Raw genomic sequence first — 17301 nt, forward strand, 5'->3', positions numbered from 1 at the left:
TTATGAGGCAAGGGCGCGCGCGTTGACAAGTGCGCTGCGCGGGCCGGCGCGGCCAGCCGCGTTCAGGGCGCGGATTTTCTGATGCCGTGGATGGCGAGACCGGTGCGGAGCGCGCCGAAAGCCCAGGCCGCCGCAGCATAGACGCCGAGGCCTGCCGCGCAGAGTCCCGTCAGCAGCGCAAATTCGCGCAGCCCCGCCTGGCGTCCGATGAGGGCATCGGACATGCCGGCGCCGAGCCAGGTGACGGCCACGCCCATCAGGGCTGCGGCGGTCGCGCCGATGAGGACGAGGCGCAGCAGGGCCAGGCCCGGCGCCCAGAGCCGGTCGTGCACGAGCCACAGCGCCAGCAGCAGGCTCTGCGTCCAGAAGGCGAGGGACGCCGCCAGAGCCGCCCCCGTGGCCGGCATGCCCGGCGCGAGGAACATTCCGCCCAGCGCCGCAGTGCCGATCGAGACCAGCCCTACGGCAAGCGGCTTTCCGGGGTTCTGGCGTGCGAAATAGACCTGGGCCAGCACCTTGGCGATGACCGCGCCCGGCAGCCCCACCGCGAAGGCCGCGAGCGCCGCCGCGGTGCGCTCGCGATCGACCGGACCGAAGCGGCCGCGCTCGAACAGCACCGCCACGATCGGCTCGGCCAGCACAGCCAGCGCCGTGGCGGCCGGAATGGCGAGCATCAGGCCGAGCGCCAGCGCCCCGCTCACGGTCGCGCGCCGTCCGGCCTCATCGCTTTCGGCCTCGCGCGCAGCGATCTCGGGCAGCAGCACGACGCCCATCGCCACGGCCACGAAGCCGAGCGGCAACTGGAAGACGCGGTCGGCGTAATAGAGCCAGGAGACGGCGCCGGGCTGGCTGGACGCGATCTGCGTCGCGACCAGCAGCACGAACTGCGCGGTGGCGCTGGCCAGCAGGGCTGGCACGCCGAGGCGGACGAGCCGGCGCATGGCGGGCGACCAGCCAAGGCGGATGGGCGGGATGCGGGGCGGCTTCCAGCCCAGCGCCCAGAACACCAGCAGCAGGTGCAAGGCGCCCGCCAGGCTGACGCACCAGGCGAGGTTCTTGGCGACGCGGAAAGCCGGCTGATCATGATGGCCGTCCCACAACAGCGAGGTTATCAGCACGAGGTTGAGCATGATGGGCGCCAGCGCCGCCACCGCAAAGCGCCTCTCGGCATTGAGGATGGCCGCGACCAGCGAGGCCAGCACGGTGAAGCCCACGAAGGGCAGGGCAAGGCGCGTGTAGTTCTGCGCGAGCGCAAAGGTGAGCGGCGCATCCCTGAAGCCTCCCGCCAGCCCCAGCACGAGCCAGGGGGCGATGAGCTCGGACAAGCCGACAATCAGCAGCAGGATCGCCGCGAAGTTGCCGATGGCCTCGCCGGCGAAGCGGCGCGCCTCGGCATCGCCCTCGTGGGTCTTGAGGCTGAGGTAGACGGGCACGAACGGGGCGTTGAGCCCGCCCTCGCCCAGCACGCGCCGGAACATGTTGGGCAGTCGGAAGGCCACGAGGAAGGCGTCGGCAATAGGCCCAGCCCCCAGCGCCCGCGCGATCAGCACGTCGCGGACGAAGCCGAGCAGCCGCGAGGCCACCGTCGCAAGGCCGACTATGGCCGAGTCGCGCGCCAGATGTGAGGCCGGCTCGGCGGTGCGGTCTGTCATTTCGGGACGATGACCGTGTTTTGCGGCGAAAGGGAGATGGGGCGGCGCATTGCGGGCTCAGAGGATGAAGCGCGAGAGGTCCGTGTTCTGCGCCAGATCGCCGACGCGCTGCTGGACATAGGCCGCGTCGATGGTGACGATCTCGCCGCCCTTGTCGGGCGCTGCGAAGGAGAGATCGTCCAGCACGCGCTCGATCACGGTCTGCAGACGGCGCGCGCCGATGTTCTCCACCGTGGCGTTGACGTGGACCGCGACGCGGGCGAGCGCATCCACAGCATCATCGGTGAAGACAAGGCTCACGCCTTCGGTCTGCATCATGGCGACCGACTGCTTGAGCAGGCTGACCTCGGTGTCGGTGAGGATGCGCCGGAAGTCGTCCACATCCAGGGGGAGCAGCTCGACCCGGATCGGCAGACGACCCTGCAGCTCGGGCAGCAGGTCGGAGGGCTTGGCGACATGGAAGGCGCCCGAAGCGATGAAGAGGATATGATCGCTCTTCACCGGGCCGTGCTTGGTCGCCACCGTGGTGCCTTCGATGAGAGGGAGCAGGTCGCGCTGCACGCCCTCGCGGCTGACATCGGCGCCGGAGCGCCCCTCGCGCGAGCAGATCTTGTCGATCTCGTCGAGAAAGACGATGCCGTTGTTCTCGACCTGGCGGATGGCCTCCTGCACAAGCGCATCCTGATCGAGCATCTTGTCGCTCTCTTCCTGGATGAGAGGCTCATAGGCGTCCTTCACGAGGATGCGGCGCGGCTTGCCGGTCTTGCCAAAGGCCTTGCCGAAGATGTCGCCGATGTTGATCGCGCCGATCGAGGCGCCGGGCTGGTTGGGCAGCTCGAACATGGGCATCCCGCCTGCGCCGCCGGTCGGCAGCTCGACCTCGATCTCCTTGTCGTCCATCTCGCCATTGCGCAGCTTCTTGCGGAAGCTGTCGCGCGTGGCGGGGCTGGCGGTCGCGCCGACCAGCGCGTCGAGCACCCGCTCCTCCGCCGCCGCATGCGCCCTCGCCTGGACCTCGCGGCGGCGACCCTCCTTCACAAGCGCGATGCCGACCTCCAGCAGATCGCGCACGATCGACTCCACGTCGCGGCCGACATAGCCCACTTCCGTGAACTTCGTGGCCTCGACCTTGAGGAAGGGCGAGCCCGCCAGCCGCGCCAGCCGGCGGGCGATCTCGGTCTTGCCGCAGCCGGTCGGCCCGATCATCAGGATGTTCTTGGGGCTGACCTCGTCGCGCAGCACGCCTTCAAGCTGCTGGCGGCGCCAGCGATTGCGCAGCGCGATGGCCACGGCGCGCTTGGCGTCCTTCTGGCCGACGATGTAGCGGTCGAGCTCGGAGACGATCTCGCGGGGTGAGAAGGTTGTCATGCCGGCTCCTCAGGCGACGTCCAGGCTCTCGATCACGAGCGAGTGGTTGGTGTAGACGCAGATGTCGCCCGCGATGGCCATGGCCTTGCGCACGATGGCCTCGGCATCGAGATCGGTGTCGGCCAGGGCGCGCGCCGCCGCCAGCGCGTAGTTGCCGCCCGAACCGATCGCCATGATCCCGTCGGCCGGCTCAAGCACATCGCCCGTGCCGGAGAGCAGAAGGCCGACCTGCCTGTCGGCGACCAGCAGCATGGCTTCCAGCCGGCGCAGATAGCGATCCGTGCGCCAGTCCTTGGCCAGCTCGACGCAGGCGCGCATGAGCTGCACCGGATACTGATCCAGCTTGGCCTCGAGCCGCTCGAACAGGGTGAAGGCATCGGCGGTTGCGCCCGCGAATCCGGCGATCACCGAGCCCTTGGCGAGCAGCCGCACCTTGCGGGCATTGCCCTTCACGATGGTGGGGCCGAGCGATACCTGCCCGTCGCCGCCGACCACCACCTTGCCGCCCTTGCGCACCATCAGGATGGTGGTGGCGTGCATCACGGGAAGGGCGCCGTGCTCCATCATGGTCGAATCGCTTTCGGGGCTGCTGTCATCACGCCTATGTAGCGATTCTGCGGCCCCGGACCAACGGCCCCGGACCAGGGGCGGGCGCTCATTCCATGGTGGCCATCGCCGCGCCGCGCTGCTAAAGCCTCGCCCGACACCAGAACGCGGGGGCAAGGGCCATGCGCACAGGCGAAATCCAGCGCCGCACAGCGGAAACCGACGTGCACGTCGCAGTCGATCTCGACGGCAGCGGCAAGGCCGAGATCAGCACAGGCGTGGGCTTTTTCGACCATATGCTGGAGCTGTTCGCCCGCCATTCGCTCATCGACGTCACCGCCCGTGTCAAGGGTGACCTGCATGTGGATTTCCACCACACCGTGGAGGACACCGGCATCGCGCTCGGCCAGGCCGTGCTTGCCGCCATGGGCGACAAGAAGGGCCTCGCGCGCTACGCCAGCCTCGACCTGCCGATGGACGAGACGCTGACGCGCGTGGCCGTGGACGTGTCGGGGCGGCCCTTCCTCGTGTTCCGCACCACTTTCCCCGCGCAGAAGATCGGCGAGTTCGACACCGAACTGGTGCGCGAGTTCTTCCAGGCATTCGCCATGAACGCCGGTCTGACGCTTCATGTCGAGACGCTCTATGGCGCCAACGCCCACCACATCGCGGAAAGCTGCTTCAAGGGGCTGGCGCGCGCGGTGCGGGTCGCGCTGGCGGTCGATCCGCGCGAGGGCGGGCGCATTCCCTCCACCAAGGGCGCGCTGTGAGGTAACAATGGCTGTATTCACCGTTCTCACCCCGCCGCCCGGCGACGGCGACGCCCATGAACGGGCCGAGCGCACGCTGTTCCTGAAAGACGGCTTCCTGCTGTCGGCCTTTCTGTTCACGGGGCTGTGGCTCCTGGCCAAGCGCCTGTGGCTGGCCTTCGCCGTGTTCGTGGCCTTGTGGGCGGCCATCGGCTTCGGTGGGCGCGCAATCGGCGTGCACCCGCTCGGGCTGGCGCTCGCGCAGATGCTGATCGGGCTTTATCTCGGACTCGAGGGCCACGCGCTGATCGAGCGCAAGCTGCTGCGCAAGGGCTGGCGCCTGGCGGGCGTTGTCGAGGGCAAGGAGATCGACCAGGTGGCGCGCCGCTTCTTCGAGCAGGCCGGCGCGCTCGACGCGCTCGACGCGCGCGAGGCCGCGACGGCCACGCCCGGACTCCAGCGCTCCGGCCAGCCGCCGGCTCCCGATTACGGCGTGCTCGGCCTCTTCCCCGATTCGCAGGGGAGACCATGAGCGTCGTCGCGATCATCGACTACGGCTCGGGCAACCTGCACTCCGCCGCCAAGGCCTTCGAGCGCGCGGCGCGCGCGGCCGGGCTGCCGCATGCGGTGGTGGTGACGGCCGATCCCGGGCAGGTGCGCCGCGCCGAGCGGGTTGTGCTGCCCGGCGTCGGCGCCTTTGCCGACTGCAAGCGCGGGCTCGCCGCCGTGCCGGGCATGATCGAGGCCATGACCGAAGCCGTCATCGCCGGCGGCAAGCCCTTCCTCGGCATCTGCGTGGGCATGCAGCTGATGGCCAGCCGCGGGCTCGAGCACGAGATCGTCGACGGGCTGGGCTGGATCGCGGGCGACGTGGGGCCGATCACGCCCGCCGATTCTGCGCTCAAGATCCCGCACATGGGCTGGAACACGCTGGATGTGGCGCGCCCGCATGCGCTGCTCGGCGGCATTGCGACGGGGCCTGATGGTCTGCACGCCTATTTCGTGCATTCCTATGCGTTGCGCCCACGGGATGAATCTTCCCTGATCGCCAGCACCGATCATGGCGGCCCTGTCGCGGCGCTTGTGGGGCGCGACAACATGGCCGGCACGCAGTTCCACCCGGAGAAGAGCCAGAAACTGGGCCTGGCCCTCATCGCCAACTTCCTCCGGTGGCGTCCGTGATCCTGTTTCCCGCCATCGACCTCAAGAACGGTGAGTGCGTGCGCCTGCGACAGGGCGACATGGACTGCGCGACCGTGTTCAACGACAATCCCGCCGCGCAGGCCGCCATCTTCGAGGCGCAGGGCTTTTCCTGGCTGCATGTGGTGGATCTCGACGGCGCCTTTGCGGGCGCTCCAGTCAATCGCGAGGCGGTGGACGCCATACTGGGGGCCGTGTCCTTCCCGGTGCAGCTTGGCGGCGGCGTTCGCGACATGCGCACCGTGGAGGGTTGGCTCGCCAGGGGCGTGGCCCGCGTCATCATCGGCACGGCGGCAGTGCGCGATCCGGCCTTCGTCAAGGCAGCCGCTCGCGCCCATCCGGGCCGGATCGTCGTCGGCATCGATGCGCGCGAGGGGCAGGTGGCGGTCGAGGGCTGGGCGAAGACCTCCTCGCTCAGCGCCGTGGACCTCGGCCAGCGCTTCGAGGATGCCGGCGTCGCGGCCATCGTCTATACCGACATCGCGCGCGATGGCATGCTGCAGGGCGTCAACTGGGACGGCACCATCGCGCTGGCGCAGTCGCTGCGCATCCCGGTGATCGCCTCGGGCGGGCTTGCCTCGATGGACGACATCGAGCGGTTGATGCAGCCGGACGCCGCCATCCTTGAAGGGGCCATCACCGGCCGCGCCCTCTATGACGGCCGCATCGACCCCGCCGCAGCGTTGGCGCTTTTGAAGTGATTCTCAGGGAGTCAGGTTTTCAATGACCAATCCCTTTCGGTTCGGACACCTCCAACAACGCCATTTCTGATCGGGCTTGGTGAATCGGGCGGCTGGGTTCTGGTTCCGCCTGCTTCGGCAAGGGCGTTTTCGGCGCTGCTTCGCGTTTCAGGCCGTGCCGGCTGGGTGCTTCAGCCGCCCGAGACCTGTCGAATGCTGTGTTCGAACCATAATCGCGCCAAACGCAATCGACAGGCTATCCACCCACCAGCCGCTCCCGGACCAGCCCTCCTGCGCCGTCCGGCATGACCATTGGCCTCCTCACTTCGGCAACTGATCCTTGATCCCCTGCACGTAAAAGTTCATGCCGAACACCTGCTCGTCGGAGAGCTTGCCGTCGCCCTTGCATTCCACTGTCTGGCCGGCCTGGTTGATGATCGGGCACTTGAAGGGGTCGAACGTGCCGGCCTTGATGGCGGCTTCGGTGGCTTCCGCCATGGCCTTCACGTCGGCGGGCATGTTGACGTAAGGCCCCATCTTCACCTTGCCCTTGGCGAGCCCGTCGAACACGTCCTGCGACTTCCAGGTGCCGTCCAGCGCCGCCCTGACGCGCTCGATGTAGTAGGGGTTCCAGTCGTCGATGATCGAGGTCAGGATGTTGTTCGGCGCGAACTGGGTCATGTCCGAGGCCTGGCCGAAGGCGAGCTTGCCGCGCTGGGCGGCCTGTTGCAGCGGCGCGGGGCTGTCCGTGTGCTGGGTGATCACGTCGGCGCCCTGATCGAGCAGCACCTTGGCGGCGTCCGCTTCCTTCGGAGGATCGAACCAGGACGAAACCCACACCGTCCTGATCTCGACATTGGGGTTCACCGATTTCGCGCCGAGATAGAAGGCGTTGATGCCGGCGATCACCTCGGGGATCGGGAAGGCGCCGACATAGCCGATCGTGTTGGTCTTCGTCATCTTTCCGGCGATCTGGCCGGCGATGTAGCGCCCTTCATGAAACTTGGCGGAATACGTCGCGACGTTCGGCGCGCGCTTGAAGCCGGTGGCGTGTTCGAACTTCACGTCCGGAAAGCGCGCGGCCACCCGCAGCGTCGGCTCCATGTAGCCGAAGGAGGTGGTGAAGATCAGCTTGTGGCCGGTGCGGGCCAGCTGCTCGATCACGCGGTCGGAGGTCGGCTCCGGCACGCTCTCGATGAAGGTGGTCTCGACCCGGCCGGGGAACGCCGCCTCGATCGCCTTGCGGCCCTGCTCGTGCTGGTAGCTCCAGCCGAAATCGCCGATGGGCCCGACATAGATGAAGCCGATCTTGAGCTTCTCCTGAGCGAGCGCGGCCCCGGCCGACAGAGTGAAGGCGCCGGCCAGAAGGCCAGCCAGAATGCTGTGTTTCATGGATTGGATCCCCGGTGGCGGCCATTGCGGCCCGAGGCCGCAATCTACAGCCTTCCGACGGGAAAACAGAAGCCCGGACGTGCCGCCTACGGGTTTTGACGGATGCCGCGCGGTCCAGGCACGCCCTCGCGGATCGCGGCGGAGAAGTCCGCATCCGGGGCGAGTTTCTGCGCCTTCTCGGTGATGGCGGCGAGGCGCTTGAGCTCGTCGAGCGGAATGTCGCTGCGCAGCGCGCCAAGCTCATGGGCATAATCAGGCCCGCGCCCGGGCGCGAGGATGCGCCAGTCGAAGCGAAGGCCCGGCCAGAGCCCGCGCGCGATGCGGAAGGCCACGGTCGAGCAGTTGGCGCCGAGCGTGTCATACCAGCGCGGCTCGCGTTTGAGCGCATTGATCTGGTCTGCATAGGCGAGCAGCAACGCCCGCGCCTTGTCCCGCCCGACATCGAGCCGGTAAAGCCGCACATCCTCCTTCCAGACATCGGTGCGCAGGCGCACGATGTCGCGCTCGTCGGCGGCGATGATGGCGAGTTCGTAGGATTTGAAGAAGCCCGCCAGCGCCGAATAGACCTCGCCGCGCTCGCGGCGGATCTCGATCGAGAAGGTCAGCGGCGGCGCATCGTCGAAGGTCACGCTGACCAGCACATGGGCGATGAGCGGGCCGGTCCAGTAGGAGAAGAACAGGTCGATGCCCGCGGCCTTGGACAGATCATAGCTGCGCGTCTCCCAGCGCGCCTCGGCCACCTCCTCGCCCGAGCCTTCATCGGCGTCGCCGACCGTCGCGCGCCAGGTGAAGTTGCGCACATTGGTGATCGTGTAGCGCTCGCCCTCGACCGTGACGCTCGGCAGCCGCGACAGCGCCTCCGCCCAGACGCGCCCGCCGCTGGGGCGCAGGCTGCTCCACCAGCCCATCACCACGGCCAGGAGCGCGAGGAAGGCGACAAGCGCCGGCCAGCCCTGGCTCAGAGGCGGGCCCAGCCGCCAGGCCAGGACAAGGCAGCCGAAAGCCGCCAGCGCGAATCCGGCAGCCCACGCCCAGGAGGGGGCGGGGGCGCGGTGCCAGAGTGCGAGCGTGGCCCACCCAGTGGCGAGCGCCAACGCCAACGCCAGGATGAGGCCGGCGGCCAGCATGGATGCCCTGCGAAGCCCTGCCGCCGTCAGACCCAAGCCGCTCAGGCCGCAATGCTGCTGACGGGCGCAGCGGCTTTCACGGCGTCATCGACATGAGCTTCGAAGCGCTTGAAGTTCTCGCGGAACATGGCGACGAGCCGGGTCGCCGTCTCGGAGAACTCCGCCTTGTTCTGCCAGGTCTTGACAGGATAGAGGACATGCGGCTCCACACCCGGAACCGAGGTCGGCACGGCAAAGCCGAAATAGGGGTCCCGCCGGTAATCGGCCCGGTTCAGCGTGCCCTCCAGCGCAGCGGCCAGCAGCCGGCGCGTCACGCGGATCGGCATGCGCCGCCCGGCGCCGAACTTGCCGCCCGTCCAGCCGGTGTTCACCAGCCAGCAATCGACATGGTGGCGGTCGATCAGGTCGCGCAGCAGGTTGCCGTAGACCGATGGGTGGCGCGGCATGAAGGGCGCGCCGAAGCAGGTCGAGAAGGTGGCTTCCGGGTCTTTCACGCCCTTCTCCGTGCCGGCCACCTTGGCGGTGTAGCCGGAGAGGAAATGATACATCGCTTCCGCGCCCGTCAGCTTGGCGATGGGCGGCAGCACGCCGAAGGCATCGCAGGTCAGCATCACGATGTTCTTCGGGTGGCCCGCGCGCCCGGTCCCGCTGGCATTGGGGATGAAGTCGAGCGGATAGGCGCAGCGCGTGTTCTCGGTTCGCGAGGCATCGTCGAAATCGGGCCGCCGTGTCACGGGGTCGATGGTGACGTTCTCCAGCACCGTGCCGAAACGCTCGGTCGTGGCGTAGATCTCGGGCTCGGCCTCGCGGCTCAGGCGGATTGTCTTGGCGTAGCAGCCGCCTTCGAAGTTGAACACGCCATCTTGCGACCAGCCATGCTCGTCATCGCCGAGCAGCGTGCGCGTCGGGTCGGCCGAGAGCGTCGTCTTGCCGGTGCCCGAAAGGCCGAAGAACACGGCCACGTCGCCATTGTGCCCGACATTGGCCGAGCAGTGCATCGGCATCACGCCCGCGGCGGGCAGGGTGAAGTTGAGATAGGTGAAGACCGCCTTCTTCATCTCGCCGGCATAGGAGGTGCCGCCGATGAGCACGATGCGCCGCGTGAAGTTGACGGCGATGATGGTCTCGCTCCGGCAGCCATGACGCTTGGGGTCGGCCTTGAACGAGGGCAGATCGATGATGGTCAGGTCCGGCACATAGCTGGCAAGCTCGCCCGCGGGCGGGCGGATCAGCAGGTTGCGGATGAACAGCGAGTGCCAGGCGAATTCGGTGAAGACGCGCGCTTTCACGCGGTGCTTGCCATCGGCGCCGCCATGAAGGTCCTGCGCGAACAGCTCCTTGCCCTCGGCGTGCTTGATGAAGTCCGCCAGCAGCGCGTCGAAATGGCCGGGCTCGATGGCGCCGTTATTGTCCCACCACACCGTGCCGTCGGTCAGGACGTCACGGACGGTGAACTTGTCCTTGGGCGAGCGTCCGGTATGGGCGCCGGTGTCCGCCACCAGCGCGCCGCCGGCGGCAAGGCGCGTCTCGCCCCGGCGGATCGATTCCTCCGCCAGCGCGGCGGCCTCAAGATTCCAGTGCACGCGTTTGAGGTTCACGAAGCCGGATGCATCCGCGCCATGGGATGCATTGAAAAGTCCGATATTGTCCACGGGGCATTCCTCCTGACCGGCGCGTCTGTGAAGACCGCGCGCCTGTGCTGAAGCCGGACGAGCCCCGGCCGTAGGCCGGGATTTTACGCGGGCTTGGCAGCCCGCTCAAGCGCTCCGAAGCGGCGACCGGCGTGATACGCGCCCCAAGGCCAAAGGTTTCCATCTCTTTGGTAAAGATCCAATGCTGAATGACAAGGGGCAGGAATCCTTAGGCTGCGCCCTGAGCGCTGCGGGCTGCGCGTGCGAGGCCGATCAACGCGATGCGAGCGGCCTCGGGCGTCGTCACCCGCGCGGGAAAGGCGATGCGCGCCAGCGCGCCCTGGGCGCCGATCTCGAAGCCATCCGGATCGAGGCTGAGCATCCGCCAGGGACCGGCCGCGCAGCCTGCGACCGCGGTTGCGTAAAGGCCCACCGCATCGGCATGGTCCTCGTTCATGTGGGCGAGTATCTCCGCCTCTGCCGCGACAAGCGCTTCGGCTTCGTCCAGTTGCGTGAGCAGGTCCTCGGCCGTCAGCTCATAGGCCTTGCCGAAGCCGCCATTGAGGCTCGCCGAGCGGATTGCCACGCGCACAAGCAGGAAGTCGGGAAAGTCCACGTAAAGCTGCGCCTTGGGCTGCCGCGCGAGGAAGCGCCGCCGCGCCTGCTCCCCGGCCGCGCTGTCGCGGTCGAGCGCCTCGGCCTCCCCTGCCACGCTGATGCGCGGATGCGCCAGCGGATCGCCCTTGCCCGGGCGCGCGAAGAGAAGGGACAGCCTGGGCCGGGCCAGCAGATTGCCTGTGTGGCCAGACAGGCGTGACACCAGCAGCAGCGGCGCGCCATCCGGGCCCGTGGCCACGCTGATCAGCGACGCGAGCGGAAACCCATCCGCACCCAGCGTCGCGAGGCTGGCAAAGGGGCTGGCGCGGATGAGCTGGCGCGCCAGCATGCGCGCATCGTCATCGGTCTGGCGGATGGTTTGGCTGCTGCTCAATTTGGTGTCTCTTCTGGCAAGGAGGGCGTTCAATTCCTATTTAGAGCAAGCGTAGCGCTCGCGCCGCGCAATCGCTAGATTGTGGCCATGGTTTCGCCGCCCTCGGCGTCAAACCAATTGCCCCGTCGCCACAATTCCCGGCCGCCGTGAGGAAGAAGATTGATGCCCACCATCGCCCTGGTCGATGACGACCGCAACATACTGACCTCCGTATCGATCGCGCTCGAGGCGGAAGGCTTTCGCATCAGCACCTACACCGACGGCGCCTCGGCCCTTGAGGGACTGAAGCAGAATCCGCCCGATCTCGCCATCTTCGACATCAAGATGCCGCGCATGGACGGGATGGAGCTTCTGCGCCGGCTGCGCCAGAAATCCGACATGCCGGTGATCTTCCTCACCTCGAAGGATGACGAGATCGACGAGCTCTTCGGCCTGAAGATGGGCGCGGATGACTTCATCCGCAAACCCTTCTCGCAGCGCCTGCTGGTCGAGCGGGTGAAAGCCATCCTGCGCCGCGTCGGCACCAAGGACCTGCCGGCCACGCCGCGTGCGGAGGACGCCAAGGCGCTGGAGCGTGGCAGCCTGAAGATGGATCCCGAACGGCACGCCTGCACCTGGAAGGGCGAGCAGGTCGTGCTCACCGTCACCGAGTTCCTGATCCTGCAGTCCCTCGCCCAGCGGCCGGGCGTGGTCAAAAGCCGCAATGCCTTGATGGATGCGGCCTATGATGACGAGGTCTATGTCGATGACCGCACCATCGACAGCCACATCAAGCGGCTGCGCAAGAAGTTCAAGATGGTCGATGACGAGTTCGAGATGATCGAAACGCTCTATGGCGTGGGCTATCGCTTCAAGGAAGGTTGATCCTGATATGCCGTTCGGGCCCCGAGGCGGCTACGGGAGCCAGCCGTGACGCCCCTGCGAGACGACAAACCATTGGGCGCGGGCCGCGTGCGCGGAGCCCTGGCGGCGGTCAGGGGCCGGGTGCCCGGTTTCGGCGCGTTCTTCGCCAAGCGCCTCGCCTCGAGCCTGACGCGCCGTATCCTCGTTCTGAACCTTGCGGGGCTCGTGATCCTGCTCTTCGTGCTGCTCTACTTCAACCAGTTCCGCGAGGGCCTCATCGAGGCGCGCGTGCAGAGCCTCCAGACGCAAGGCGAGATCATCGCCAGCGCCATCGCGGCCTCGGCCACGGTCGAGACGGACCAGATCGCGATTGACCCCGACAAGCTGCTGCAGCTCCAGGCTGGCGAAAGCTCGGGGCTGGGCGAGGACCTGCAGTCCATCCTGCAGTTCTCGATCAACCCAGAACTGGTTGGCCCGCTTCTGCGGCGCCTGGTGACGCCGACCGGCACCCGCGCGCGGGTGTATGACCGCGAGGCGCTCCTGGTGCTCGACACCGCCGCGATCTATAGTCGCGGCGACATCCTCAGGCGTGAGGTGGCCCCGGTGGTGCGCGACGACATCCCCATGGTCGAGCGCACCTGGAACAGCATCCGCCGCCGCTTCGGGCGCGCCGAGATCGCCAGCTACGACGACAGCGAGCCGGGGGTCGGCACGGCCCTGCCCGAGGTGGCGCGCGCGCTTCAGGGCCAGCAGCGCAACGTCGTGCGCGTCAATGCGCTGGGCCAAACGACGGTCTCCGTCGCGGTGCCGATCCAGCGCCAGCGCAATGTGCGCGGCGCGCTTCTGCTCTCCACGCAGGGCGGCGACATCGATCAGGTGATCATCTCCGACCGCAACGCCATCCTGCAGGTCTTCGCCGTGGCCGCGGTCGTGATGACGCTGCTCTCGCTGCTGCTCGCCAACGCCATCGGCGAGCCGCTGCGCCGGCTCTCGGAGGCCGCCGTCAGGGTGCGCCGCCGGGTCAAGTCGCGGCAGGAGATCCCCGACTTCACCGATCGTCACGACGAGATCGGCCAGCTCTCGGGGGCGCTGCGCGACATGACCAGCGCGCTCTACGCCCGCATCGATGCGATCGGCAGCTTCGCCGCCGATGTCGCGCACGAGCTGAAGAACCCGCTCACCTCACTTCGCAGCGCGGTGGAGACGCTGCCGCTGGCCCGCAACGACGCCTCGCGCGCCCGGTTGCTGGAGGTGATCCACCATGACGTGCGCCGCCTCGACCGGCTCATCACCGACATTTCCGACGCCTCGCGGCTGGATGCCGAGCTTGCGCGCGGCGAGACGGCGCCGGTTGACATCGCGAATCTGCTGCAGACAGTCGTCGGCATGCAGAACGGCATCGCCAATCAGGATCAGGCTCCCATCCGCCTCAGCATTGACGCCTCGGTGCTGCGCGAGCCCAGCCTCGTGCTCGGACATGACGGGCGGCTCGGGCAGGTCATCATCAACATCCTCGACAATGCCCGCTCCTTCTCGCCCCCCGGGGCAGAGGTCCGCGTCGGCCTGCGCCGCATTGCCCAGCAGCTGCTCGTCACCGTCGACGATGACGGGCCCGGCATTCCCGAGCACGCGCTCGAGCGGATCTTCGAGCGCTTCTACACCGACAGGCCCGAGCATGGCTTCGGCCAGAATTCGGGCCTCGGCCTGTCCATCTCACGCCAGATCATCGATGCCCATGGCGGCTCGATCACGGCGACGAACCGGTTGGGCCCGCCCGCCGCCGATGGCGAGCCCGCGCGGCTCGGCGCCCGCTTCGCCATCACGCTGCCGCTGGTTCCTCCTGCCCCGAAGCGCGGCCAGCGATGAAAGCGCCGCCCGCCGCCGCCCCTGCCCCCGCCATCCACGCCAGCTGCGTCCTCATCGGCGAGGGCGCGGTGCTGGTGCGCGGCGAGCCCGGCGCCGGCAAGACGGCGCTGTGCCTGGCGCTGCTGGCGGCGGCGCGGGCGCGCGGTCTGTTCGGCCGTCTCGTCGCCGATGACCGGGTCCTGGTCGAGGCGCGGTCCGGCCGCCTTCTGGCGCGCCCGCACCCCGCCATTGCCGGCCTGGTCGAGCGCCGCGGCCTTGGCCTGACCCCGGCCGAGCACGAGGCGGCCGCCTGCGTCAGGCTCGTGGTCGACCTGTCGCCCGAGCCGCCTGACAGGCTGCCCGAGCCGCAGGACCTTGTCGTGGATCTTGGCGGCGTCATGCTGCCGCGCATTGCGGCCCTCGGCGGAGCGGCGATCGCCGGGGCGGGCGCCGACAGTCTGGTGCTCGCCGCGCTCTCGCTCTTTTGCGACGAGCCCTGGCGCGAAGCCTGAGCTTCGGACAGGCGCTGCCGGCGGCCCGAGGGGGTTCGAAGGGCGTCCAGGGCGGGCCGCGCCGCTGCGCCCAAATGACCTGCGGGTTTATCTTGCACTGCAACCGGCTTTGCCTCATATAAACCCGGCTCTTTGGGTGCCTGGAAGCGCTCGCGCAGGGTTTGACATGATCGGCCTCGTCCTCGTGACGCACGGACACCTCGCAACGGAATTCCGCTCCGCGCTGGAGCACGTCGTGGGTCCCCAGAAGCAGATAGCAACAATCGCGATTGCGCCCGATGACGACATCGAGAGCCGCCGCATCGACATCATTGAAGCCATCCATGCCGTGGACAGCGGCCAGGGCGTGGTGGTGCTGACCGACATGTTCGGCGGCACGCCCTCCAACCTCGCCATCTCCGCCATGAACGGAGGCAAGGTCGAGGTGCTGGCGGGCATCAACCTGCCCATGCTGATCAAGCTGGCCTCCGTGCGCGAGGACAAGCCGATCGATGACGCCGTTGGCTGCGCCCAGGAGGCAGGACGCAAATACATCAATATCGCCAGCCGCTTGCTTGCAGGGCGCTGACATCCGTGAAATGGTGCTGCCCCCGGCGTGGCCGAGGGCCGCATCCGCCTTGCGCGGACAGGTCCCGGCCGCTCCCTGAGCGAGCGGACTGAGACCATGGATCTGGACGGCGATTGCCCGGAAGCCACCTTTCCCGAAGGCGCGCTCGTGCGCCAGCTCCAGATCGTCAACCGCAAGGGCCTTCACGCCCGCGCCACCGCCAAGCTGGTGCAGACGGTGGACCGCTTCTCCTGCGACGTCTGGATCAACCGCTGCGGCGAGACCGTGGGCGGGCGCTCCATCATGGGCCTGCTGACGCTGGGCGCCGGGATCGGCACCACCATATCGGTCGCGGCGCTGGGTGATGACGCGGCCGAGGCGCTCGACGCCATCGCGGCGCTGGTGGCGGACAGGTTCGGCGAGGGCGAATGAAGGGGCCTTGTCGCCGCGTTTAAGAAATCGTTCACATAAAGAAATCTTTATGTCTTTATTGCCTCAGGCCTGCGCCCATGCTAGAGGCCTCCCCTGATCGAGGGTGGGGCGAGGCCATGGGGCCTTCCGTGCCGCGCCCGGACCGCACAACGAGGACCAGATGGCCGCTTTCACCGATTACATCGTCAAGGACATGTCGCTTGCCGCCTTCGGGCGCAAGGAGATCGACCTCGCCGAAACCGAGATGCCCGGCCTGATGGCCATCCGCGAGGCCTATGGCGCCAGGCAGCCGCTCAAGGGCGCGCGCATTGCCGGCTCGCTGCACATGACGATCCAGACAGCCGTGCTGATCGAGACGCTGAAGGCGCTGGGCGCCGACATCCGCTGGGTGTCGTGCAACATCTTCTCGACCCAGGACCACGCCGCCGCCGCCATCGCCGCCGCCGGCATCCCGGTCTTCGCCTACAAGGGCGAAACCCTGACCGAGTACTGGGATTACACCGCCAGGCTGTTCGACTGGCATGGCGGCGGCACGCCGAACATGATTCTCGATGATGGCGGCGACGCCACGATGCTGGTGCATTACGGCCTGCGCGCCGAGCAGGGCGACGTGGCCTTCCTCGACAAGCCGGCGTCGGAAGAAGAGGAGATCTTCTTCGCGCTCATCAAGAAGATGCTCGCCTCCAGGCCGAAGGGCTGGTTCGCCGAGGTCGCCGCCGCGATCAAGGGCGTGTCCGAAGAAACCACCACGGGCGTGCACCGCCTCTACAAGCTCGCCGAGCAGGGCAAGCTCCTGTTCCCGGCTATCAACGTCAACGACGCCGTCACCAAGTCGAAGTTCGACAACCTCTATGGCTGCCGCGAGAGCCTCGTGGACGCCATCCGCCGCGGCACCGACGTGATGATGGCCGGCAAGGTGGCCTTCGTCGCCGGCTTCGGCGATGTCGGCAAGGGCTCGGCCGCCTCGCTGCGCCAGGCCGGCGCCCGCGTCCTGGTCTCGGAGGTCGATCCGATCTGCGCGCTCCAGGCCGCCATGGAAGGCTATGAGGTCTGCACCATCGAGGACGCCCTGCCGCGCGCCGACATCTATGTCACCGCAACCGGCAACAAGGACATCATCACGGTCGACCACATGCGCGGCATGAAGGACCGGGCGATCGTCTGCAACATCGGCCACTTCGACAACGAGATCCAGGTTTCGGGCCTCAAGAACTTCAAGTGGAACAACATCAAGCCGCAGGTCGACGAGATCGAGTTCCCGAAGGGCAACCGCATCATCCTGCTCTCCGAAGGCCGCCTCGTGAACCTCGGCAACGCCATGGGTCACCCATCCTTCGTGATGTCCGCCTCGTTCTCGAACCAGACGCTGGCGCAGATCGAACTGTGGACCAACCCCGGCAAGTATGAGCGCAAGGTCTACACCCTGCCCAAGCATCTCGACGAGATGGTCGCCGCCTTCCACCTCGAGAAGATCGGCGTGAAGCTCACCAGGATGACCAGGGAGCAGGCCGACTACATCGGCGTGCCGGAACAGGGCCCGTTCAAGCCCGATCACTATCGCTACTGACAAGATATGGGGGGTGCTGCACGGCGCCCCCCTACATCTCGGTCCTTCCTGGCCGTCGCCCGAAAAGGGTGGCGGCCATGCCCGTTTTTACGCGCCCTTAAGCACTTCCCGGCGGAATCGAAGGCTGTTTAGTGTGGTGCAGTGATTCGGGGTTTGCGCCCTGACCGTCCTGCGCAGCGGCCTTGTCTGGCCACGGCGCATGCGGCCGTGCGCCGACGG

The 17301-nt window shown here is 67.7% G+C and carries 17 protein-coding genes; 10 read left to right on the forward strand and 7 right to left on the reverse strand.

Annotated features, from left to right (window positions below):
- Positions 1-62: 62 nt before the first annotated feature.
- The 3 genes from murJ to hslV are packed head-to-tail and all read right to left on the reverse strand — an operon-like array spanning position 63 to position 3560.
- The gene (murJ, locus tag HEQ16_02690) at positions 63-1652 is read right to left on the reverse strand and encodes a murein biosynthesis integral membrane protein MurJ (protein MCO4052962.1); all 1590 of its coding nucleotides are present in this window, start codon (positions 1650-1652) and stop codon (positions 63-65) included.
- 57 nt (positions 1653-1709) lie between these two features.
- Positions 1710-3020 carry an ATP-dependent protease ATPase subunit HslU gene (gene hslU, locus HEQ16_02695; GenBank protein MCO4052963.1) on the reverse strand — a complete coding sequence of 437 codons (1311 nt, stop codon included), beginning with the start codon at positions 3018-3020 and terminating at the stop codon, positions 1710-1712.
- Between the two features lie 9 nt (positions 3021-3029).
- Positions 3030-3560, reverse strand: coding sequence for an ATP-dependent protease subunit HslV (gene hslV, locus HEQ16_02700; GenBank protein ID MCO4052964.1), 531 nt, complete (start codon positions 3558-3560; stop codon positions 3030-3032).
- Between the two features lie 188 nt (positions 3561-3748).
- Between hslV and hisB the strand changes: the two genes are divergently transcribed.
- The 4 genes from hisB to hisA are packed head-to-tail and all read left to right on the forward strand — an operon-like array spanning position 3749 to position 6216.
- Positions 3749-4336: an imidazoleglycerol-phosphate dehydratase HisB gene (gene hisB / locus HEQ16_02705; protein ID MCO4052965.1), complete on the forward strand. Its 588-nt coding sequence runs from the start codon at positions 3749-3751 to the stop codon at positions 4334-4336.
- 7 nt (positions 4337-4343) lie between these two features.
- On the forward strand, positions 4344-4847 hold the full coding sequence (locus HEQ16_02710) for a DUF2628 domain-containing protein (GenBank protein MCO4052966.1): 504 nt from the start codon (positions 4344-4346) through the stop codon (positions 4845-4847).
- Positions 4844-5497 carry an imidazole glycerol phosphate synthase subunit HisH gene (hisH, locus tag HEQ16_02715; protein ID MCO4052967.1) on the forward strand — a complete coding sequence of 218 codons (654 nt, stop codon included), beginning with the start codon at positions 4844-4846 and terminating at the stop codon, positions 5495-5497. The genes HEQ16_02710 and hisH overlap by 4 nt, the downstream gene beginning before the upstream one ends.
- Positions 5485-6216: a 1-(5-phosphoribosyl)-5-[(5-phosphoribosylamino)methylideneamino]imidazole-4-carboxamide isomerase gene (hisA, locus tag HEQ16_02720; GenBank protein ID MCO4052968.1), complete on the forward strand. Its 732-nt coding sequence runs from the start codon at positions 5485-5487 to the stop codon at positions 6214-6216. The genes hisH and hisA overlap by 13 nt, the downstream gene beginning before the upstream one ends.
- Before the next feature lie 300 nt (positions 6217-6516).
- On the opposite strand, the gene HEQ16_02725 is transcribed toward hisA, so the two are convergent.
- The 4 genes from HEQ16_02725 to HEQ16_02740 form a co-directional block, all read right to left on the reverse strand.
- The gene (locus tag HEQ16_02725) at positions 6517-7587 is read right to left on the reverse strand and encodes a BMP family ABC transporter substrate-binding protein (GenBank protein MCO4052969.1); all 1071 of its coding nucleotides are present in this window, start codon (positions 7585-7587) and stop codon (positions 6517-6519) included.
- Positions 7588-7673: 86 nt separating this feature from the next.
- Positions 7674-8714 (reverse strand): DUF4105 domain-containing protein, encoded by a 1041-nt coding sequence (locus HEQ16_02730; protein ID MCO4052970.1) that lies wholly within the window; start codon positions 8712-8714, stop codon positions 7674-7676.
- Between the two features lie 41 nt (positions 8715-8755).
- Positions 8756-10366, reverse strand: coding sequence for a phosphoenolpyruvate carboxykinase (locus HEQ16_02735; GenBank protein MCO4052971.1), 1611 nt, complete (start codon positions 10364-10366; stop codon positions 8756-8758).
- 208 nt (positions 10367-10574) lie between these two features.
- Positions 10575-11291, reverse strand: a complete 717-nt coding sequence (locus tag HEQ16_02740) for a HugZ family protein (GenBank protein ID MCO4052972.1) — start codon at positions 11289-11291, stop codon at positions 10575-10577.
- A gap of 207 nt (positions 11292-11498) precedes the next feature.
- Here HEQ16_02740 and HEQ16_02745 point away from each other — a divergent pair, with 207 nt between their 5' ends.
- The 6 genes from HEQ16_02745 to HEQ16_02770 all read left to right on the forward strand — a co-directional run bounded on the left by HEQ16_02745 (position 11499) and on the right by HEQ16_02770 (position 17082).
- Positions 11499-12200 (forward strand): response regulator transcription factor, encoded by a 702-nt coding sequence (locus HEQ16_02745; protein MCO4052973.1) that lies wholly within the window; start codon positions 11499-11501, stop codon positions 12198-12200.
- A gap of 45 nt (positions 12201-12245) precedes the next feature.
- A complete protein-coding gene (locus HEQ16_02750; protein ID MCO4052974.1) occupies positions 12246-14045 on the forward strand; it encodes a HAMP domain-containing protein in 1800 nt (599 codons plus the stop codon).
- Positions 14042-14536, forward strand: a complete 495-nt coding sequence (locus tag HEQ16_02755; protein ID MCO4052975.1) for a hypothetical protein — start codon at positions 14042-14044, stop codon at positions 14534-14536. The genes HEQ16_02750 and HEQ16_02755 overlap by 4 nt, the downstream gene beginning before the upstream one ends.
- A 166-nt stretch (positions 14537-14702) precedes the next feature.
- Positions 14703-15104, forward strand: coding sequence for a PTS sugar transporter subunit IIA (locus tag HEQ16_02760; GenBank protein MCO4052976.1), 402 nt, complete (start codon positions 14703-14705; stop codon positions 15102-15104).
- Positions 15105-15200: 96 nt separating this feature from the next.
- A complete protein-coding gene (locus tag HEQ16_02765; GenBank protein ID MCO4052977.1) occupies positions 15201-15515 on the forward strand; it encodes an HPr family phosphocarrier protein in 315 nt (104 codons plus the stop codon).
- Positions 15516-15675: 160 nt separating this feature from the next.
- A complete protein-coding gene (locus HEQ16_02770; protein MCO4052978.1) occupies positions 15676-17082 on the forward strand; it encodes an adenosylhomocysteinase in 1407 nt (468 codons plus the stop codon).
- Positions 17083-17301: the final 219 nt, after the last annotated feature.

This window comes from Bosea sp. (in: a-proteobacteria) (genome assembly GCA_023910605.1).
Taxonomy (GTDB): Bacteria; Pseudomonadota; Alphaproteobacteria; order Rhizobiales; family Beijerinckiaceae; genus Allobosea.